We start from the raw sequence: 20,125 nt of genomic DNA on the forward strand, positions 1-20,125 counted from the left end.
AGATGAATGAAAAAGACTTTATAAAATCAAGGAATAAGTTTTTTCTAAAATTACTGTTAATACTCAATATGCTTGGCTTTATTGCTTTTATAATTATAGGAATTGATATAATTTCAGCACTACAATTTCTAATACCTATTTTGATTCCAACTATTGTAATGAGCATAATACACAAGAGAGAGAAATTTATATATTTCACTAAATATCTTGTAGCATTTGCATTTTTAAGCTTTTTCTACGCTATTTTAGTAGTGGCTGAAAGCGAGACTATTATTCTTAGCTTTGGGATATCTTTTTTAACTATAACAGCAATTTCTTTGTATCAGGAATTAAAGGTATTATTGTTTACTGCAATTAGTGATATAGTGATGGTAATCATAATGTGGTTTTCAGGAGAATTTTCCCACATTGAGTTAGTAGCTAAAAATTATCTTGTAAGTTCCTTAGGATTGTTTCTAATAATTTTTATATTTATGATCCTACAGGTTAAATTCAGTGTAAACGACAGAAATAATTTGATAAAAGAAAAAGCCATTACACAAGAAACCACTAAAAAGGTTGTAAGAGTACTATCGGATATTCAACAATCGGCAAAAGTATTAAATAATTTCAGTAGTGAATTAAAAGAAAATTTAATTGATACAAGACATATTTCAGATGAGGTAACAACTTCCTTTTCACAAATTACTCAAAGAGTTACATCACAAGCTGAGAGCATTGGTGTTGTAAATAATAACATGACTTCAAATGAGGAAATTATAGAAGAAATTGCTGGTTTATCTAAGGATATGAAAAAAATATCAGATTCTTCAATCAAAGTAATGAATATGGGAAATATTGAAGTATTAAATTTAAATAATGAAATGAAAGATGTAGACAAGATAAACAAAAATACTGTAAATTTGATGGAAGACTTAAATAATAGAACAGAAAAAATTTCATATATTCTACAATCAATTCAAAATATAGCTAAACAAACTAATTTATTAGCTTTAAATGCTGCTATTGAAGCAGCAAGAGCTGGTGAAAATGGGAAAGGGTTTGTAGTTGTAGCTGATGAAGTAAGAGTTTTAGCTGAAAACTCTACACAGTTGGTAAATGAAATAGGAATTATCATAGATGAAATTAAAAATAAAACAATTCAAGTATCACAAGAAGTTAAGTCTGGCTCTAAAGCAATTACGGTGAGTATGGATGTAACTGATAAAGTAGAATCTTCATTCAAAGAAATTTCGAACAATAATGAAAAATTTATTAATCAATCAATAAAAATTCATACTAAATGTGATGATCTTAAGGAATCTTTTAGTGTTATTGATACTAAAGTAAGTTCCATAGTGACCATAACAGAGGAAACAGCTGCATCTGTAGAAGAAGTACTAGCTAGTATGTATGAGCAAAATGGAAAAGTTCAAAATATAGAATCTAATTTTGGTGAATTGAATGATTTAGTATTTTCATTAGAAAAATTATCTAAAGAACAAAACTAATTTCTATAATAAGAGAGGGCCCATGAATAAAAGTATTTTAATTATTGAAGATGAACAAAAAATCCGTAGAGTTATGAAAGATTATCTTGTTAAGGAAGGATTTCAAGTATATGAAGCCGAGGATGGCGAAAAGGGACTTGAATTATTTAATAATATGAATATAGATCTTGTTGTGTTAGATATTATGCTACCAAAACAGGATGGATGGACTGTGTGCAGAAAAATACGGGAAGTTTCAAATACTTTAATTGTAATGGTTACTGCAAGAAACGAAGAAGACGACAACTTACTTGGTTATAAAATTGGAGCAGATGATTATATTTCAAAACCATTTCGAGTTAAAGTGTTAGTTGCCAAAATCAATGCCTTATTGAAGTTAAAAGATAAATCAAAAGCAATAGAAGACCCCACCATTTTATTTGAATATTCAGATTTAAAAGTATACTTAACATCTCATAAAGTTTATTTAAAAAATGAAGAAATTGATTTACCTTTAAAACAATACGATCTTTTATGTTACTTTATTAAAAATCAAAACCTAGCTTTATCCAGAACTCAAATTTTAGACAAAGTATGGGGTATTGATTTTGAAGGTGAAGATCGTGCTGTAGATACATGTGTAAAACGTCTCAGAGCTAAACTTGGCGAAAAAAACCTTCCCTTAAAAGCTGTTTGGGGATATGGATATAGATTTGAGGTAAATCAATGAAACGTTGGATGTTTATCACCTTTATGATATATATTTTAGTTTTTATGACAATAATGTCTGCTGTACAAAATTACGCAATGGCAACTAATTATTATAAGAACAAATCAGATATATTATTTGATAAAGTAAAGAAAATAGAACAATCCTCTATAGCACTAAATAGGGAAGAACGTATTAAATATTTAATAGGAGAAATATCATCCTTTAGTTTAAAAACTGGTAATCTATTTATCTTACTGAATGAAAATAATAAAGTACTTTTTTCTGTAGACTTTAATGAATGGAATAATAAAGAAATATTTAAGGGATATCCCGAAGAAGACCAAGAAAATTCAATATCAGATAAGCAGGCACTAGCACTAAACATAAGTAGTGAGTTATACAAACAAATAACAATATCAAGTGAACCATCATACTTTGTACATGAAATAGACGATATGAAAATGCTATACAGCCTATTTACTTTTAAGACAGGAGAAAAACTTATATTTTTTAGTGGAACTGAATCACTAGAGGATGTAATTGCTTCTTCATTTAAGTTTCGGTTTTATTTATTTAATGGTGGATTGATACTTTCATTTATTTGTATTCATTTTATTTGCAAAAGATTAAATCACTCTCTAGTAATTGTAACAAAAAGTGCTGAAAGAATGGCTAATATGGATTTTACCCCCATACATGAGATTGACGGTCCTAAGGAAATTACTATACTATCAAAAGCACTAAATTTTTTAGCACAAAAACTAGGACAAACAATTGATCAACTTAATAATACTAATGAAAAATTAGAAAAAGAGCTTCTCAAAAAAGCAAAGCTGGAAAATTTAAGGAAACGGTTTTTATCTGATGTTTCTCATGAGCTTAAAACTCCAATTACTATTATCCAAAGTTATGCTGAGGCACTTATTGATGAAGTTGGAGATACAGAATATTATAAAGAAGGGATATATGATGAAGCAAATAAAATGAGTCGAATGGTTAATGAATTATTAGAACTATCAAAAGTAGAATCTGATGAAATTTTATTTGATTTTGAAAGAATTAATATAATAACATTTGTAGAAGATATACTTAAACGTATAGAACCCATAGCACTTCAAAATAACTCCCATTTTATATTTAATACTTGCGAAGAAGATTTTTATATTATGGGCGAGCAAATTCGAATTGATCAAGTAGTAAAGAATCTATTGATAAATGCAATTAATTACGGGAAAGATGGTAGTCCAATTAAAGTTGGAATTATTCAATATTATAATGAAATCGTCTTAAGTGTTGCTAATTTATGCGACCCAATTTCACATGAAGAACTTAATAATATATGGGATAGATTTTATAAAATTGATACTTCTAGACAGCGTAAAAAAACTGGTACAGGTTTAGGACTTTCAATTGTAAAGAGTATTGTAGAAAAACATCATGGAAAATGTATAACAGAATATAGTGAAGGATGGATTAACTTCAAAATCTCACTTCCTAAAGCTTCCAACAAATAAAGTTGGAAGTTTTTTATTTGTGACATTAAATTGCCACAATTTTTGTTTATAAATATATTAAGACATTATAGGAGGAGATAGTATGAAAATTTCAAAAATTGGGGCAGTCGCAGTTATAGTGATAGGTATAGGATTAGGAATTACTTCATTCAATCGCCATAGAGGTAAATGAAACATATAGAGTTTATTAAATCAATAGACAGCTTTTCCACTAAATCATTTGTATTTCTTAGACATAGCTATAAATCAAAAACTAAAAAAAATCTTTTGAATGAAAAGACTACTATACAAAACACATTTTATAAAATCAATTGTACTATTAAAAATTTACAAGACTCAGCTGAATCTATGTATACATGTAGCAATGAATTTAAAGAAAAATTAGATATTAATAATATTATTTCGCATGAAATAATAAATGAATTTTTACAAATTCATAAAAGAATTAGATTAAGCGCTGAAAGTAGCCGTTATGTAAATAAGAATCTCGCTTTAAATATTGAGATAGTTGAAGAATTAATGATTTTATCTAATGCTATGAAAGAATTATCAAGCTCAATTACAAAGGTATTTAATATTATTGCTGAAGAAATATCATATTTCAGTATTGAAATACAAGAAACACATAAATCTAGTAAAAATACTGTTAATCCAATTAAAAGCTTAAACGAAAGAAAAGAAAAAATTAATTTTATTATAGATTTAATTACTAACATAGCTCATGAAACTAACTTATTAACACTAAATGCAGCTATTGAAACAGCAAAAGTTAGTGCACTTGATAAGAAATTGACATATATAGTAGATGACATAAGAATACTAGCTGAGAAATCTAGTGAACTATTAATTGAAGTAGAAGAGATTTTAAAAGATATTAAAATAAGATTTTTAGAGAGGGGATAATGTAATGGGGTTAAAAGAAACTTTTGAGAAAAAAACAAAAGAAACTATTATAAAAGCTGGTGTACAACTCTTAGAAAAAAATCCTGAAAAAAACATTGATAAATTATATAGTTTAATGAAAAAAGGTATAAAAGGTGAGTATGCTGAAGATAAGTTTGACTATGTATATGAATATTATAAAAATAATGAAGCAACTAATTTATTTATTCAAGATATCTTTAAAAATACACACAAAAATTGCTTAACGAAATTTTTCAGCAATTTTATCGGAAACGAAAATTGGTACGGTCTTTCTAAGAGAGAAAAAGTTGGACAAGAAAATGATACTAAGATTCCATTTACGATTTTATTAAGTCCTTCAATGAGATGTAATTTAAGATGTACAGGCTGTTATGCTGCTAATTACAGCAAAAAAGACGATTTACCTTTCGAAGAAGTTGATAGATTAGTGGGCGAAGCTCGAGATCTAGGAATATATTTTGTTGTAATTTTAGGAGGTGAACCTTTCTTTAATGAATATATGCTGGATATATATGAAAAATATGATGATATGTACTTTATGCCATTTACAAATGGTACGTTATTCAATGAAGAATTAGGGGATAAATTACAAAAGTTAGGTAATGTAATGCCTATGTTTTCTCTTGAAGGATGGGAAGAAGACACAGATTCAAGAAGAGGAGAAGGTACATTTAAAGCCGTAATGAATGGAATGGATTTATTAAAAGAAAGAGGAATCCCATTTGGTGTATCTTCAGCCACCTCAAATACAAATGTAGGAACAGTTACTTCAGATGAATTTATAGATATGCTTATAGAAAAAGGCTCCAGAATGAGTTGGTATTTTATGTTTATGCCTGTAGGAGGCGAGCCTGTTAAAGATATGGATTATATGCTTAACCCTGAGGAGAGAATTTATCTAGGAAAAAGAACTAGAAAGATTAGAACTAGAAAACCTTATTTTACAATTGATTTCTTCAATGATGCTCCTTATGTTGGAGGATGTATTGCAGGTAAATATTATTGCCACATAAACTCAAAAGGAGATTTAGAACCTTGTATTTTCGCACATTTTGCTGCGGTAAATATAAAAGAAAAATCTCTTCTTGAAGGATTCAAAGCACCATATTTTAAAGCAATAAGAAAGAGACAACCTTATAATAGAAACTTATTAAGACCTTGTATGATGATTGATAACCCTAATGTAATAAGAGAAATTGTTGCAGAAAATGGAGCATATGCAACTCATCCAAGTGCAGAGTTAATGATTAAAGATAAAGTATTTATGAAAAAGCTTGATGAACTTGCAGAAGAATTTAAACCAGTAGCTGATAAAGCATTTAAAGAAGACTTTAATAATACTGGTAATTACGAGTTATCAAAAGGATAGTAATTAATCAACTAAACCCAATTGAGTAGACATAAATAAATCTACTCAATTGAGGTTTAGTTTTTGATTGCTTTTGTGGGACACACTTTAATACATTCTCCGCATCTAATACACGCTGTACTATTAGGCTTCTTATAAACTTCTATGTTCATATTACACTTTCTAACACAAGCCTTACAGCTTGTACATTTGTTTTTGTCTACTTTATATTTGTAAAAACTTATAGGATTAAATAATCCATAAAATGCACCTAAAGGACATATGTATCTACAGAAAGGTCTATATATAATTATTGAAAGTATAATAACAGTAACCAAAATAAATATCTTCCATGCAAATAAAAATCCTATAGCTCCTCTTAGAGATTCATTCATCAATACTAAAGGTATCCCCCCCTCTAAAGTACCAACAGGACATATATATTGACAAAAATATGGTGGACTCATTCCAAATTCATCTACCAAAAACATAGGTAATAATATTACGAAGACAAGTAAAATAATATACTTCATATATTTCAATATATTATTTACCTTTGTATTAACTTTAATCTTATGAGATGGTATTTTATAAAGTAGATCTTGTATTAGTCCAAATGGACATAGCCATCCACAGATAAATCTACCAAATATTACTCCCATTAAAGAAATAAATCCAACAATATATAATGAAACATTATACTTTATACTTCCTATGACCGCTTGCATAGAGCCAATGGGACAAGAACCCAATGCCCCAGGACAAGAGTAACAATTTAGTCCTGGAACACATATTTTTTTTAGAGTTCCTTTGTATATATTACTTTGAAAAAAACCTTTGATATTAAAGTTTGTAATTAAAGCAGCAAATATCTGAGTTACTCTTCTTTTATCCAATTCCTATACACTCCAAACATATATTTATTGCTTTTTTAAATACTGTATTTACTTCATTTCTATATATACCACCAGCTATAAACCCTATACTCATAAATAGAATTCCATATCTTAATAGTCTTTCTTTCAATGTTACTCCTCCACCTATAGACAATCCTTAGTTAAACTCTATTTATGCACACCTTAGAAAAATCTATACGATTACCGATCAAAATCTCAGTACACCTTAAACCTAGTATAAATAGAGTTTTAACTTGGAATCTATATATATTTATTCTGCTTGGTTTAATTTATCAAGTATTTCTTGATTATATTTTTCTTTACCAATAGCTCCTATAATAGGTTCATCAATAATATTTCCCTCACTGTCAACAAATATTGTTGTTGGAGTTCCTTGAATCCATGTTAGCACTTCAGTTTTAATTTTTTCATCCGGAATTATATTATCAAATTCTACTCCTTTTACCTCTAATATCTTCTTTGCTAGTTCTATAGTTTCATCATCTACAGCATCTGTTACTAGCCCTATTATATTTACATCTAAGTTTTCACTTTTAATTTGTTCATAAAGCTCTTGAAGTTCAGGCATTTCAGCTTTACAAGGACCACATGTAGTTGACCATACATTTATCATTGTGATTTTATTCTCTTTAAAAATACTGCTATCAATTGCATTTCCCTGAACGGTTTTTGTTTCAAATCTTACACCTGCATTTTCACCCATTTTTTCTTTCATCTTATCTTCTGAAGTCATAGGTTTTGATAATTTAATAGATTTTTTTAATTCCTCAATATACTTAATTGATTCTTCAAATTCTTTATTTTCAGCATCTGTATACTCACTTATTTCAGCCATATCTTTGTATATATATTCATACTCTTCTGGTCTATCATTATATAATATATAACATTCTAAATTATCTTTTTCTGCAACTTTATCAACATGATTATAACTTGAAAATAGCTTTTCTTTTCTTTCCTTATCTTCTTTTACTATTTGGCTATCTTCATTTTCCATATTCTTATCTAATACTACAATAGTAAAAAAGCTTTTAATCTTACTTGCATACTCCATAAATACTTCCTGCTGCTTTTCTTCATCCGTTGATCCTTTTAATTCTTCTATTTTTATTAGAATTTTTTTATTAAATTCTGTTGGCATAAACTCATATTGAAGTTGACCACTCATATATGCTACTCCCGGTTTTCCTGGTGCTACTAAAGATATTGATATTCCTGATTTTTCAGCCCAATTTTCCGGTATATCAAACGCTAATCCCATTTCATCAAATTTCATATGATTATCATTAGAAACTTCATTATTACTTTCTGTTTGCTTTGTCTCATTTTTATTCTTATTATTCACAGTATTGGTTGATGTTTTACCACATCCAACCATGGTTGTAGAAACTGCTAATGATATTAGTATTGATAAAAATATTTTCTTCATATCTATTCCTCCTAAGAACTTCAATTTCCTAATACTTTTTACTTATCCTTTAGAAAAGCTTTTACAGTAAATCTAGGTAACACAATAATACCTGCGCCCATTATTACTAAAAGAATAATCGGCATTATTACTGGCACTTTGTATCTTATAAGTTCACAACTCATCATTCCCCAAAGTGGTGTTAAACCTAAATATTTTACTAATCCACGTGGTAAAAAGTCTTCTGCTATATATGGTAGTCCCATAATAAGCCCACCAAATATGAAAGGTATTGCTGCTGATTTACTTATAGATGATAGAAATAAACCTATCTGTGCAAAGAAGAATGAACCTATTATAATTGTTACTATCATTATTAAAATCATTTGAAGTACAGTTATATCTGATCCACTATTTCCAAAGTACCAAAGACTTTTCAAAGGTAAATCTAATCTAGCAAAATTAAACTTACTTAATGCAGAAAAACATATAGTTAAAAATATTGAAAGATTTATTATTGAAGCTCCAATTCCAGCTGCTAATGCTTTTCCTATTACAAATTCTCTTTTACCATATTTAGTTGTCTTAATTAAACTACCCATATTTGAACTGTACTCTGAGGTATATCCTCCTGAGAACATCATAAACATCATAAGTCCCATTAGAGGAACTAATCCATATCCTTTATCAAATATCATTGCATAAGTTTCGTCTATTGAAATATCTGTTATCATAATAAAACTTAAAAATAATACTAAAGCCCACACGATTAACATTCTCTTCTTTAAAAGCATTTTTCTAAGTTCTAATCTTATAAGTGTCCCCATGTTTTACACCTCCCTAGTATTTTCTAAATCAAAGTAGAACATATATACATCCTCGAACCTAGGCTCAAGTGCTTGAACAATCTTGAAGGGAGGTATTTTATCACTTATAACTCTTATTTCAACATCTTCAGTTCCTCGTTGAATATTTATAGTTTTAAAATTATTTTGTATATACGTTACCTCATCTTCATCACGTGTTCTTATACTATATACCTTACCTTCCATCCCTAAAAGGATATCTCTATGAGTTCCTTTCATAAGAACAGCTCCATTTTTTATCATAATTGTTTCCTTTGCAATAGATTCAATATCAGAAATAATATGAGTAGATAATATTATTATCTTATCCTTAGAAATCTGTGAAATAAGATTTCTAAATCTTGCTCTTTCTTGAGGATCCAGACCTGCTGTTGGTTCATCTAGCACTAAAATCTTAGGATCATTTAATAATGCTTGTGCTATTCCAACCCTTCTCTTCATTCCACCTGAAAACTTTCCAATGGCTTTATTTCTCACTTCATATAATCCTACAAGATTTAAAAGCTCTTCTATTTTTTCATTAGCTTCTTTCTTACTTAATCCCTTCAACGCTGCCATATACTGCAGAAATTTCTTTGCTGAAAAGTTTTTATATACTCCAAACTCCTGTGGAAGATATCCTATTATACCTCTGTAATCCTCATCACTATCTTTTATATTGCTACCATTGTATAGAATTTCACCTTTTGTTGGTGTTGTTAATGTTGTTATTTGCTTCATAAGGGTCGTCTTTCCTGCTCCATTAGGTCCTAAAAGTCCATATACACCATTTTCAAAAGTAATTGTTATATCATCATTTGCATTTTTTTTGCCATAAGTTTTTGTTAAGTTTTTTATTTCAAGCTTGTTCATTATTTTTCCCTCCTAAAATTATCTAGTTAATATCTTTTTAAATGTGAATACACATAGTGCTATTCCACTAAACATCGTTGTGATTAAAAGCCCATTACATAAATTTATAAGTTCTAAATTCATTCCAAAAACATTAACATTTCCAGAGTACATTCCTACAAACTTGTTAGGATAAAACATTAAATCCACATAATTTCCTTTGCTTAATATACTTAAAAATGTATCAGGTAAAAACTTCATAAGCGTACTAACCTTACCAAAAATAATAAATATTAAAGTTCCACTTATAGATTCCAATGAATTCTTGGTAATGAATGAGAAGAAACTAGAAAATACTGATATACTGATAAAGATTAATATCATAGTTCCAATCTTTAATAGTAAATACTCATTTATAGTAAAAGCTCCATTAAGTAAAGCTCCATTATCAACTATTCTAAAAGCTCCCAATTCACCAGATACCGGTATTCCATACTGAACTAAAGTTATTAAAAATTCTATCCCTAAATAAAATCCATATATAACAATAGGTAAAATAATAGCTAGTCCTAACTTTGCATATAACGCCTTAAACTTATATTTAGATGGAAGAATTATATTATCTACTCCTGAAACTCTTTCATCTGTATATATGTTTGAGAATATTAATACTAAAATAATAACCATAACTATTAGCATAAAAGGATGAGCCGCTCTATGATTAAAACCCTTAAAAAAACTCACATCCTCATATTCCATACTTTTAATGGATTTTAACTTGTCCTTGGATACCTCTCTCATTTTCAGTGAAAAATCATCAACCCCATCATTATTAGCCATTCCTTGTATTACAGCTATTTTATTGTTAAGTTTTTCCTGGGAAATATCTTTCTCAGGTCTACTATCTATAATAAGTTCATACTTGTCATTTCTATATGAATTTTCTGTCTCTAATGTGGTTTTTACTAAACCCATAACCCCACAAAGAAAAACAAGCAATGCTAAAACTATTAATCCTGTTTTTGATTTAAATATCTTTTTTAATTCCCAAAGAATCATTACATTCATACCTCCTTGTCTTTGCTATAGAGAATCCAATACGAAAATTAATTTATCATGTTCCAAAATCTCAACGTATCAATGTGTTATGGACTTGTATATATTAATATTTGAGTTGGAATCTCTACAAATTCATTATATAATCTCAAACTTACACCTTAATAAACTGAAGCTTAATTAATCCTTACAATAAAAATTCGTATAGTACTTCTTGAAATACCCTTAATTAAAACCTTAATAAACCTTAAGATTTTCATTAAGAGTATTTATAGATTACAGTGATAGTATTGATATTGTAGTAAATAACTGTGCAAAACAGGCCTTTACTTGAACTTAACAATATGACTTTTAAAGGAGTGTAAATATTATGAGTAAATTCGAAAATGAAAGGAATAGTACTAATGCAGTAAAAAAAATTAATCCATGGTTTAGTATCTGGATTGAACCCAAAAAAACTATAAGGTATATAGTTAATAATGATATTAAAGGTTTTATTATTATATTGGCAATGTTAAGTGGAATTATGCAAAGCTTAAATATAGTATCTTCATCAAATTTAAGTAATATAGTAAATTTTAATAGTACAATTTCAGTAATTATCATGTTTGTAGCTTGTATTTATTTAGGTAGCATTGGTGGCATTTTATCTTTATATTTATTTAGTGGAATAATAAAGTGGATTGGCAAATCGCTTGGGGGACAGGCCGAAGGAGATGAAATTAGAGCAGCCATAGCATATGGAAGCGTTCCTTTTATTATGACATCTGCATTATCCATTCCGGCACTATTAGTATTTAGTAAATATATTTCTACAAATTATAGTTGGTTTATACTCTTTGCTATTATACAATTTGTTGGTTCAATATGGACAATAGTTGTAGGCTTAAATTGTCTAGGAGAAGTGCAAGGATTTTCTGTATGGAAAGCTTTAATTAATAAAGTCTTAGCAGGATTAATAATACTTATTTCTATATTAGCTCTAACATTTATAGGATTGTATGGTGTTTTAAGTTATATGATATAGCATTGATTTTGAAAAAATAGATTACCAGTGATTTTTAGGCACAGTTCTTTGTTTGCAGAGTAATTTAAGCCAGTATTATGCACTTTACTCTATGATAATAATACTTAGGGGGTATTTAAATGTTAACTAGAAGTATTTATATGAAAAAAGGATTTAGAAAAGTTGAGTTTGAAGTATCATCAAATCCCATGACATATTCAGGCACAATAAATAAAAGCATATTATTATTGGTACTACTAATAATATCAAGTGTAGTATCTTGGTCCTTATTTGAAAATATAGCAGATTCAGCTTTAATTCTTTTAATAACTACAGCAATATCAGGTTCATTAATTGGATTTATTACTTCAATGTTCCCCAAAATTTCTGTATTTACAGCTCCTATCTATACTATATTGGAAGGTTTAATGCTAGGTACTGTTTCAGCTTATTTTGAAAGTATAGTTCCCAGAGTAGCGATATCAGCAGTTTTAACCACAATAGCTGTTTGTACTACTGTTTTATTAATATTTAAATTCAAACCAGGAATAACACATAAGCTTAGAAAATTTATCATTATAGCTACATTCTCAATAGCACTTTTATATATTTTAAATTATATTTTGAATGTAATAGGATTATCCTTTCCTTATATTAATGATATAGGACCAATAGGCATAGCTATCAATATATTTATTATAATTATTGTAGCTGGTAATCTTTTATTGGACTTTGATATTATATATACTGGAGTAAATAACAAGGCTCCAAAGTATATGGAATGGTATGCTTCATTTGGCATAATGGTTACTCTAGTATTTATGTATACAAAGATATTAGAACTGTTTTTTAGATTGTTTGGAAGAGATTATTTTAAAAACTAATCCTTCCATAAACCCCTTAACTTTTATACTTTCAAATAAAAGATGTAATTATATATTTAGCCCTAAGAGGAGGTTATATTTTGAAATTTAAAGTTCTCATAGCTGAAGATGAAAAAGATATTGTAGATTTACTAAAACTATTTTTAGAAAAAGAAAATCTAGAGATTATTCCTGCATATAATGGGGAAGATGCTTGGAGTATTATGGAAAGCAACAAGATTGACTTAGCTGTTTTAGATATTATGATGCCAAAACTTAATGGTTTTGAACTAACCAAAAAAATTAGAAGTAAATATAGTATCCCCATAATTATCTTATCTGCAAAGCAAATGGATAGTGATAAGATACTAGGACTGGATTTAGGTGCTGATGATTATATAACAAAGCCCTTTAATCCCCTAGAAGTCTTAGCAAGAATAAAATCTCAACTAAGAAGATCTTATAACTTAAATATTAATTTAGGCGGAAAAGACTTTGATAATAATATAAAAGTAGGAGAACTTTTACTAGATCAAAATAGTTTTAAACTTACTAAAAATGATACTGAGATAATTCTTACACCTACGGAATTTAAAATCATTCATCTACTTATGAAGTCTCCTGGTCGTGTATACACTAAAAGTCAAATCTTTGAGAATATTAGAGGTGATTATTTCTATGGAGATGATAATACTTTAATGGTCTATATCTCTAAATTAAGAGAAAAGATTGAAGATAATCCCAAAAAGCCAATATATATAAAGACAGTAAGGGGGCTCGGATATAAAATTGAAAAAGAATCAAATATCACAAAATAAGAAATTCTACGTAACTCTTATAAATAATTATGCACTATTTACTATAAGCACTTTAATAATTATACTTATAGTTCTTTCTTTTGGTATATTTAAACTTATAGGTTTGTTTGTTTTATTATCTGAAGATGATAATATTAATAAACAAATTCCTATACTTGAAAAAGGTCAATATAAAAACATAGACATTAGCCATATCTCAAAAAAAAATGGATGGATCGAAATAATAGATGAAAACTATAACATAATATACAGTAAAGGAAATGTAAAAGAAGAAAGACGTTCTTATACCAAAAATGAATTAGATGCAATTTTAAACCCAGAATCCCTTCCCTACTCTATTAAAAAATATGAATTCAAGAGTAGTTCTGGTCAAAATCTGCTACTTCTTTCTAAAACACCAAAACAAAATATTACAACTGGGGGTTCAGACAAAGTTTCTAGCTATGTAAAAAATAGCATTTTTCAGCTAGTAATGATATTTATTGGACTTTATATTCTAAATATACTACTCTTTATCCTATGGTTGAACAAAAAAGTTAAAAAACCACTAAGTAAAATTAACAAAGCAATGAACTCTTTTACTGAGACTAACCAAGAAATTTATCTTGATTATGAAGGGTCAGAGGAATTCGTGCAAATATGTGACAGCTTTAATCACTTAGTTAAAAGATTAAAAACCATGGAAAAAGAAAAAAAAATGGTGGAAGAAAGCAGACAAAAAATACTTGCTGATATTTCACATGATTTAAAAACTCCCATAACAACAATTCAAGGCTATGCTAAAGCAATTTCAGAGGGGTATGTTACAGATAAAGAAGATATAAATAAATATTTAAATATAATATATAAGAAATCCACTAGAGTAACCGATCTCATTAACCTTCTATTTGAGTATGTAAAACTAAGACATCCTAACTTTAAACTAAATCTAACTTTAAATAATTTAGGTGAATTTATTAGAGAATTAATTGCTGAAAACTACGAGCATATTGAAGATAAAGGATTTCTCTTAGAATTTTCTATTCCTGAAAAAGAACTTTTATTTAATTTTGATAAAAATCAACTAAAACGTGCCATATCTAATCTTATATCAAACAGTTTAAAATATAATGAGCCTGGTACATGTATAAACATAGAAGTTGGAGATACTGATTCTAATTATATAATAATTGTCGCAGATAACGGCATTGGTATCCCTGAGCATGTTAGAAACGAACTATTTGTTCCCTTTGTAACAGGAGATGAATCAAGAAATATAAACGGTGGTACAGGTTTAGGTCTTTCTATTACAAAAGAAATAATAGAGAAACATGGTGGACAAATTCATTTAGCTTCTTCTGAAGAAAGTGAATATATAACTGAATTTAAAATAATCCTTCCTAAGCCTAAAACTTAAGAATCAATTACAAAGGAGGTACGCAGGTTTGAGTAATGAAGATAAATTCATAAAAAAGGCAAAAAAAGCTTTTAGATACAGAAATATTTCTATTTTAATTGTCTTTATAGGTTTTTTTGGTATGTTACCTTTGGGTATTATGCTTAATAAAATATTCAATTTCCAAAACATTGGATTATTAGTTGTAGGCGGTTTTATACTATCCCTTATTATTTCAACCGTAATATCTTCTATTCATTGGAAATGCCCTAGCTGTAATCGTAGATTTTCCACAAGAAATAATTCTATGTATAATATGACTCACTGTCCATATTGCGGTGTAAAATTAAGGAACAGAAAATAATTATTTTTTACACTACATATATTGAACAAAATGACTACAACATATCTAGTGATATAAATGAAATGTTGTTTGAAATACAAATTTCCCCCAAACACAGTTGGAGATATACTGTTCAGCGTATATCTCCAACTGTGTTTTTTTATTAACTAAAATAAAAGCTATCCAACACCAAATACTTTAATTACTTTAAAGTAATTACATTCGTAACATCCATTCTATCAAATGGTCTTTCATTATCTTTAGCCTTTCCACTATGCACCATAATTTTTTCACCAGATGGACTCCATTCAATAGGTGTATAATACTCACCTGCGCAAACCAATGATTTTTTCATGGCTTTCACATCCACTATATAAAGACCTTCCTTACCTTCTTCATTTGATATATAAGCTACCTTTGTTCCATCATGAGACCATCTTGCACCATATATATATCCTTCAGATAAAATTTCTTGTTGGTTTCCTTCTAAATCCGTAATAATCAATTCATTTACATTTTTATCAAAATTTGATGTAACCATAAGAATTTGACTTTTATCTGGAGATAAACTAAAATCTTGAACATCATCTTTAACTAATATTTTATTTTCTTTTTTATTTATATCATAAACTTTTATTTTATCATCATCATCTGCACCACGATGTATTGTTAAATAGTATATTTTATCTCCGACTTTCATAGGTTCTGTAATGCTAAGTCCATTTAATGGGTCTTTTGTTCCCATTATTCCCTTTTCTACATCTTCTATTTTGTTTATAGTTCCATCAATATTTATAAGAGTAAAACCTCTAATACTGTGACAAGGAATAATTAACTCTTCATCATTAATCCATTGAGCTTCACTCAAATCATATGCATCTATAGAGCTATCTGTAATTTTAACCTTTGTATTTCCCTGTGAATCTGCAATATATCCTGTAGCAATTTCTTCATATTGATTTCTATAAAACATATACTTATTATTAGGTGAAAAAATTGCCCCATCTTGGAATTTTGATTGATCCCCAATACTTTTTTCTTCTTTGGAATTTAAATCATATAAATAAAGATTTTTCACTTCAAACTCAGCCTTCATTTTAGCATTATCAATTTTTACTGGTTTCAATTCTTTGTTTTCTTTTGTAATGACTATTTTACTTTCATTTAACCAATCATATCCTATTACGCCTTCATAAGTATCAATTTCAGATGCACCAACCTGAGTTGCTAAAATATCTTTTGTGTCCTTTATGATAGTTATATTTTTATTGTTTTCTTGTGCTTCTGCTTTGTATTTTGCACATCCAACCGTTCCACCTAAAACACTAATCATCAAAATACCCAATAATAATTTTCTTTTGTTCATTTTTCAATTCCTCCTTAATCTATAAGGGTAGTATACCTAATTGATTTTTCAAAAGTATATCTAATTGTTTCAATACTGTAAACTTTTATAAAGTAGGAAAAGAAATTAAAAATGTAGTTCCTTTTTCTTGTGTATCTAATAGCAAAATAGTTCCTTTTTGTTTTTCTATTAATTCCTTTACAAGAGAAAGCCCTAATCCTGTTCCTCCATGCTTTTTGGCTCTATCTTTATTCACTGTATAAAAAGGTTCAAATATCTTATCCCTTGATTCTTTTGGAATTCCAATTCCGGTATCTGCTACTTCTATAAATACTTTTTTATCCTTCGTATAGCTATTAATAAATATCTGTCCATTAACCTTATTATATTTTATAGCATTGTCTATTAAATTAATAAATATATGCATTAAGTTCTCTTTATCTCCTAGAATAAAGCCAGATTCCAAATTTTTTATTAAACTAATGTTAAACTTATGAGCTTTTCCATGCATTCGGCTGCAAATTTCTTCTAATATCTCTTTCACATCTATTTTTTCACATTCAAATTCAAAATCATATTTTTGCAGTGAAGATAAATGTAAACTCTTCTCTACCATCTCATTCAATCTTTGTGTCTCTTTTACTATATTCACTTTAGCATCTTTAAGCAAATTAGGATCGTCTGAATACATATCCAATAAATCCATATATGTTTTAATAACTGTGAGAGGTGTTTTGAATTCATGTGTTATATTGCCAATAAAAATTTTCTGTTGTTTTTCTAATGCTCTTAGCTTTTCTACTGCTAATTTTAGATTTTGCTGTTCCATTTCCATTTTGTTTATATTTTTTTCAATTTCACCACTCATATAATAAATTCCTTCACTCAATTCCCCAAGTTCATCCTTTCGCTTAAGAGGAATAATACTAGTATATAAGCCCCTCTTAATATCCATTGTATCTTCTTTGAGTTTTACAATACTTTTAGAAAATCTATTAAAATAAAAATATGCACTCATAAAACTTAATACAAACACAACAGCTCCTATGCTTATAAAAAGGGATTTTATATCAGTATAAAATTTAATATCTTTTTTAAGGGAATAGTGAAATTGAATCACGCCTATTTGATCCACATTATAAAGAGGTGCCATATATTCTACATAATCTCCTACAATTTTATATGCTATTTGATCCTTTTGAGCATGAGAAAGTATATCTTTAACATCATCTCTAATATTATATGACATAGAATTTACTAATTCTTTTCCATTTATATCATAAATCTCAACATACATTGCATTTATTGAGTTTAACTGCAATGCAAGTTGTTGTGCGTTCTTTTGTAAAAATTCTTCTTTATCTTTTATTGATTCTGTGAGATACATCTGCTGGATATATGTGTTTGCAATTTTAGTCTGTTGTGCTAAATACATTTCATAATTCTTCTTTTGATTGTTTCGTATTCCACTTAGTACTAGTGTGCTAAGTATACTCACTGTCAAAAGTAAAAGCAGTGCTAAAAACACACTGAATTTTATCTTTATACTACTCTTCATACATTTCACCTACAGCTTTATATCCTACTCTATATACAGTTTGTATTATATTTTCATAGGGTTTACCTAATTTTTTTCTGAGTCTTTGAATGTGAATATCCACCGTACGAGTTCCCCCGATATACTCCATTCCCCAAATTAAATCTAAAAGTTCATCTCTTGTATATACTCTATCTAAATTTGATAATAAACAAACTAGCAAATCAAATTCTTTAGGTGTTAATTCCAATTCTTTTCCTTTAATAAGGACTTTTCTTTGTTTTAATCTAATTTCCAAATCTTTAATTTGGATATCTGTACCTTTTGATTCATTAGAATGCTTATTCAATCTTCTAAGTAGTGATTTAACCCTTGCCATTAGTTCTCTTATATCAAAGGGTTTTGTTAAATAATCATCAGCGCCTAACTCTAACCCTATTACTTTGTCTACAATATCACTTTTTGCAGTGAGCATTACAATCCCTAAATTTTCTGTATTATCTAATTTCCTGCATACTTCAAATCCATTCATTTTAGGCATCATCACATCTATAATCATTACATTTGGATTAAATTTTTTTATTTTATCTAATGCTTCTTCTCCATTATAAGCCGTTTCAACACTATAATCTTCTCTTTTAAACGCATATGCGATGAGATCAGCAATATTTTTTTCATCATCTACTACCAGTATTTTTTCTTTCATATATTCACATCCTTTCTATCTATATAACTATATACTACAATAAATAAAATTTAAACCTTCTTTAAATGTATGATGGTTTCGTTTACTAATAAATTATCAATATCAATGGAACTTAAATAAGATGACTCCTGTGCAATACAGAAATCACCTTAGTTCCTAAAATACTATTTTTTTTAATATCTTTGATATTTGGTACATTTTATTATTTTATATAACCACTCAAGTCAACACTATCAATCACTTTATGCATTTCTTCTTCACTAACTCCCATGAAAATTAAAGCATACTGTAAATTATTAGTATCCGTGGTAGCAATAATACCTTCGTCTTCCTTCAATATTGAGTATTTAGTACCAGCTGGCGTCTTATACTCCGCTTTATAAACCGCATCTGTCACTGTCACAACTGTGCTATCTTCAGACTGATCTTGTGTTATTATTGTGACACCCATTAATCGATTTTCTTTCTCCTTTGATACATATGTCAAATATATATTGTAATTATTATTAAACGAATCATAAACTTTTATATCTTTTTCCATTTGAAAATCTACTGGTATATCCGACGGTATAATAATTTTTATACCTATACTTTCTTCAACCTCTTCTATACTGGAAAAAATCTTTTCTGTAGCATTCACAGATGTACCTTCTGTGGATGGCGAATTATAATCTTCTTCTGCTTCCTTTGCCAGCCTCTCTGCATCTTCTTCACTTATATTTTGATTTGTTCTTATTTCAACTGTTGTCTTTTCGTTGTAAAATTTGAAATTTTTAAATAATCCTGTTGCATAAGCTGCTGTTACACCTATAGTTATAGTCAACACTAAACAAGCTGCTACGGTTCCAAATTTCTTTATATTCTTTCTCATGCTCATACGTCCCTTCTTACTTTGTTTTATAATTCTTTTGGCAAAAATTTTACTATCTTCTATCTCAAAAGGTAATCCCTCTCCCTCTGATAGTTTTGCAAGTTGTCTTTCAATTTCAGTTACGTCCATATTATCAATAGCCTTATCAAGTTTACTGTTTATACTTTGAAATTCTGGAGTCTTTTTAAAATTATCTTTCATTAAATTTCCCCCTTT

General features: G+C 28.3%; 20 protein-coding genes. 10 read left to right on the plus strand and 10 right to left on the minus strand.

Annotation, left to right across the window (positions count from 1 at the left end):
- Positions 1-2 precede the first annotated feature (2 nt).
- The 5 genes from KDK92_RS20975 to KDK92_RS20995 all read left to right on the plus strand — a co-directional run bounded on the left by KDK92_RS20975 (position 3) and on the right by KDK92_RS20995 (position 5,988).
- Positions 3-1,490 (plus strand): methyl-accepting chemotaxis protein, encoded by a 1,488-nt coding sequence (locus KDK92_RS20975; RefSeq protein ID WP_250861371.1) that lies wholly within the window; start codon positions 3-5, stop codon positions 1,488-1,490.
- A 22-nt stretch (positions 1,491-1,512) separates the two neighbouring features.
- Positions 1,513-2,199 carry a response regulator transcription factor gene (locus KDK92_RS20980; protein ID WP_250861372.1) on the plus strand — a complete coding sequence of 229 codons (687 nt, stop codon included), beginning with the start codon at positions 1,513-1,515 and terminating at the stop codon, positions 2,197-2,199.
- Complete coding sequence (locus KDK92_RS20985) at positions 2,196-3,695, plus strand: sensor histidine kinase (RefSeq protein ID WP_250861373.1); 1,500 nt, start codon at positions 2,196-2,198, stop codon at positions 3,693-3,695. Before KDK92_RS20980 ends, KDK92_RS20985 begins: the two co-directional genes overlap by 4 nt.
- A 168-nt stretch (positions 3,696-3,863) precedes the next feature.
- Entirely contained in the window at positions 3,864-4,598 is a 735-nt protein-coding gene (locus KDK92_RS20990) for a methyl-accepting chemotaxis protein (protein WP_250861374.1), read from the plus strand.
- Positions 4,599-4,602: 4 nt separating this feature from the next.
- On the plus strand, positions 4,603-5,988 hold the full coding sequence (locus KDK92_RS20995) for a radical SAM/SPASM domain-containing protein (RefSeq protein WP_250861375.1): 1,386 nt from the start codon (positions 4,603-4,605) through the stop codon (positions 5,986-5,988).
- Between the two features lie 56 nt (positions 5,989-6,044).
- Here the strand turns inward: KDK92_RS20995 and KDK92_RS21000 are convergent, their stop codons facing one another.
- The 6 genes from KDK92_RS21000 to KDK92_RS21025 form a co-directional block, all read right to left on the minus strand.
- Positions 6,045-6,863: a 4Fe-4S binding protein gene (locus KDK92_RS21000; RefSeq protein WP_250861376.1), complete on the minus strand. Its 819-nt coding sequence runs from the start codon at positions 6,861-6,863 to the stop codon at positions 6,045-6,047.
- Positions 6,856-6,993: a CD1871A family CXXC motif-containing protein gene (locus KDK92_RS21005; RefSeq protein WP_250861532.1), complete on the minus strand. Its 138-nt coding sequence runs from the start codon at positions 6,991-6,993 to the stop codon at positions 6,856-6,858. The genes KDK92_RS21000 and KDK92_RS21005 overlap by 8 nt, the downstream gene beginning before the upstream one ends.
- 141 nt (positions 6,994-7,134) lie before the next feature.
- Positions 7,135-8,313 carry a TlpA family protein disulfide reductase gene (locus KDK92_RS21010; RefSeq protein WP_250861377.1) on the minus strand — a complete coding sequence of 393 codons (1,179 nt, stop codon included), beginning with the start codon at positions 8,311-8,313 and terminating at the stop codon, positions 7,135-7,137.
- A 38-nt stretch (positions 8,314-8,351) separates the two neighbouring features.
- Complete coding sequence (locus KDK92_RS21015; RefSeq protein WP_250861378.1) at positions 8,352-9,119, minus strand: hypothetical protein; 768 nt, start codon at positions 9,117-9,119, stop codon at positions 8,352-8,354.
- Positions 9,120-9,122: 3 nt separating this feature from the next.
- The gene (locus KDK92_RS21020) at positions 9,123-10,010 is read right to left on the minus strand and encodes an ABC transporter ATP-binding protein (RefSeq protein WP_250861379.1); all 888 of its coding nucleotides are present in this window, start codon (positions 10,008-10,010) and stop codon (positions 9,123-9,125) included.
- Between the two features lie 18 nt (positions 10,011-10,028).
- Positions 10,029-11,057, minus strand: a complete 1,029-nt coding sequence (locus KDK92_RS21025) for a hypothetical protein (protein WP_250861380.1) — start codon at positions 11,055-11,057, stop codon at positions 10,029-10,031.
- 358 nt (positions 11,058-11,415) lie between these two features.
- On the opposite strand from KDK92_RS21025, the gene KDK92_RS21030 reads away from it, so the two are divergent.
- The 5 genes from KDK92_RS21030 (at position 11,416) to KDK92_RS21050 (ending at position 15,471) form a co-directional block, all read left to right on the plus strand.
- Positions 11,416-12,072, plus strand: coding sequence for a Yip1 family protein (locus KDK92_RS21030; protein WP_250861381.1), 657 nt, complete (start codon positions 11,416-11,418; stop codon positions 12,070-12,072).
- Positions 12,073-12,191: 119 nt separating this feature from the next.
- Entirely contained in the window at positions 12,192-12,935 is a 744-nt protein-coding gene (locus KDK92_RS21035) for a Bax inhibitor-1/YccA family protein (RefSeq protein WP_250861382.1), read from the plus strand.
- Between the two features lie 80 nt (positions 12,936-13,015).
- A complete protein-coding gene (locus KDK92_RS21040) occupies positions 13,016-13,732 on the plus strand; it encodes a response regulator transcription factor (RefSeq protein WP_250861383.1) in 717 nt (238 codons plus the stop codon).
- Positions 13,704-15,128, plus strand: a complete 1,425-nt coding sequence (locus KDK92_RS21045; protein WP_250861384.1) for a sensor histidine kinase — start codon at positions 13,704-13,706, stop codon at positions 15,126-15,128. The genes KDK92_RS21040 and KDK92_RS21045 overlap by 29 nt, the downstream gene beginning before the upstream one ends.
- A gap of 28 nt (positions 15,129-15,156) precedes the next feature.
- Positions 15,157-15,471 carry a transcription initiation factor IIE subunit alpha family protein gene (locus KDK92_RS21050; protein WP_250861385.1) on the plus strand — a complete coding sequence of 105 codons (315 nt, stop codon included), beginning with the start codon at positions 15,157-15,159 and terminating at the stop codon, positions 15,469-15,471.
- Between the two features lie 181 nt (positions 15,472-15,652).
- Here KDK92_RS21050 and KDK92_RS21055 read toward each other — a convergent pair whose 3' ends face one another.
- The 4 genes from KDK92_RS21055 to KDK92_RS21070 form a co-directional block, all read right to left on the minus strand.
- A complete protein-coding gene (locus tag KDK92_RS21055) occupies positions 15,653-16,816 on the minus strand; it encodes a TolB family protein (RefSeq protein ID WP_250861386.1) in 1,164 nt (387 codons plus the stop codon).
- Between the two features lie 85 nt (positions 16,817-16,901).
- Positions 16,902-18,353, minus strand: coding sequence for a HAMP domain-containing sensor histidine kinase (locus KDK92_RS21060; RefSeq protein WP_250861387.1), 1,452 nt, complete (start codon positions 18,351-18,353; stop codon positions 16,902-16,904).
- The gene (locus KDK92_RS21065; RefSeq protein ID WP_250861388.1) at positions 18,343-19,038 is read right to left on the minus strand and encodes a response regulator transcription factor; all 696 of its coding nucleotides are present in this window, start codon (positions 19,036-19,038) and stop codon (positions 18,343-18,345) included. The genes KDK92_RS21060 and KDK92_RS21065 overlap by 11 nt, the downstream gene beginning before the upstream one ends.
- Before the next feature lie 202 nt (positions 19,039-19,240).
- A complete protein-coding gene (locus KDK92_RS21070; protein WP_250861389.1) occupies positions 19,241-20,110 on the minus strand; it encodes a hypothetical protein in 870 nt (289 codons plus the stop codon).
- Positions 20,111-20,125: the final 15 nt, after the last annotated feature.

This window comes from Oceanirhabdus seepicola (assembly GCF_023684385.1).
Classification (GTDB): domain Bacteria; phylum Bacillota; class Clostridia; order Clostridiales; family Clostridiaceae; genus Oceanirhabdus; species Oceanirhabdus seepicola.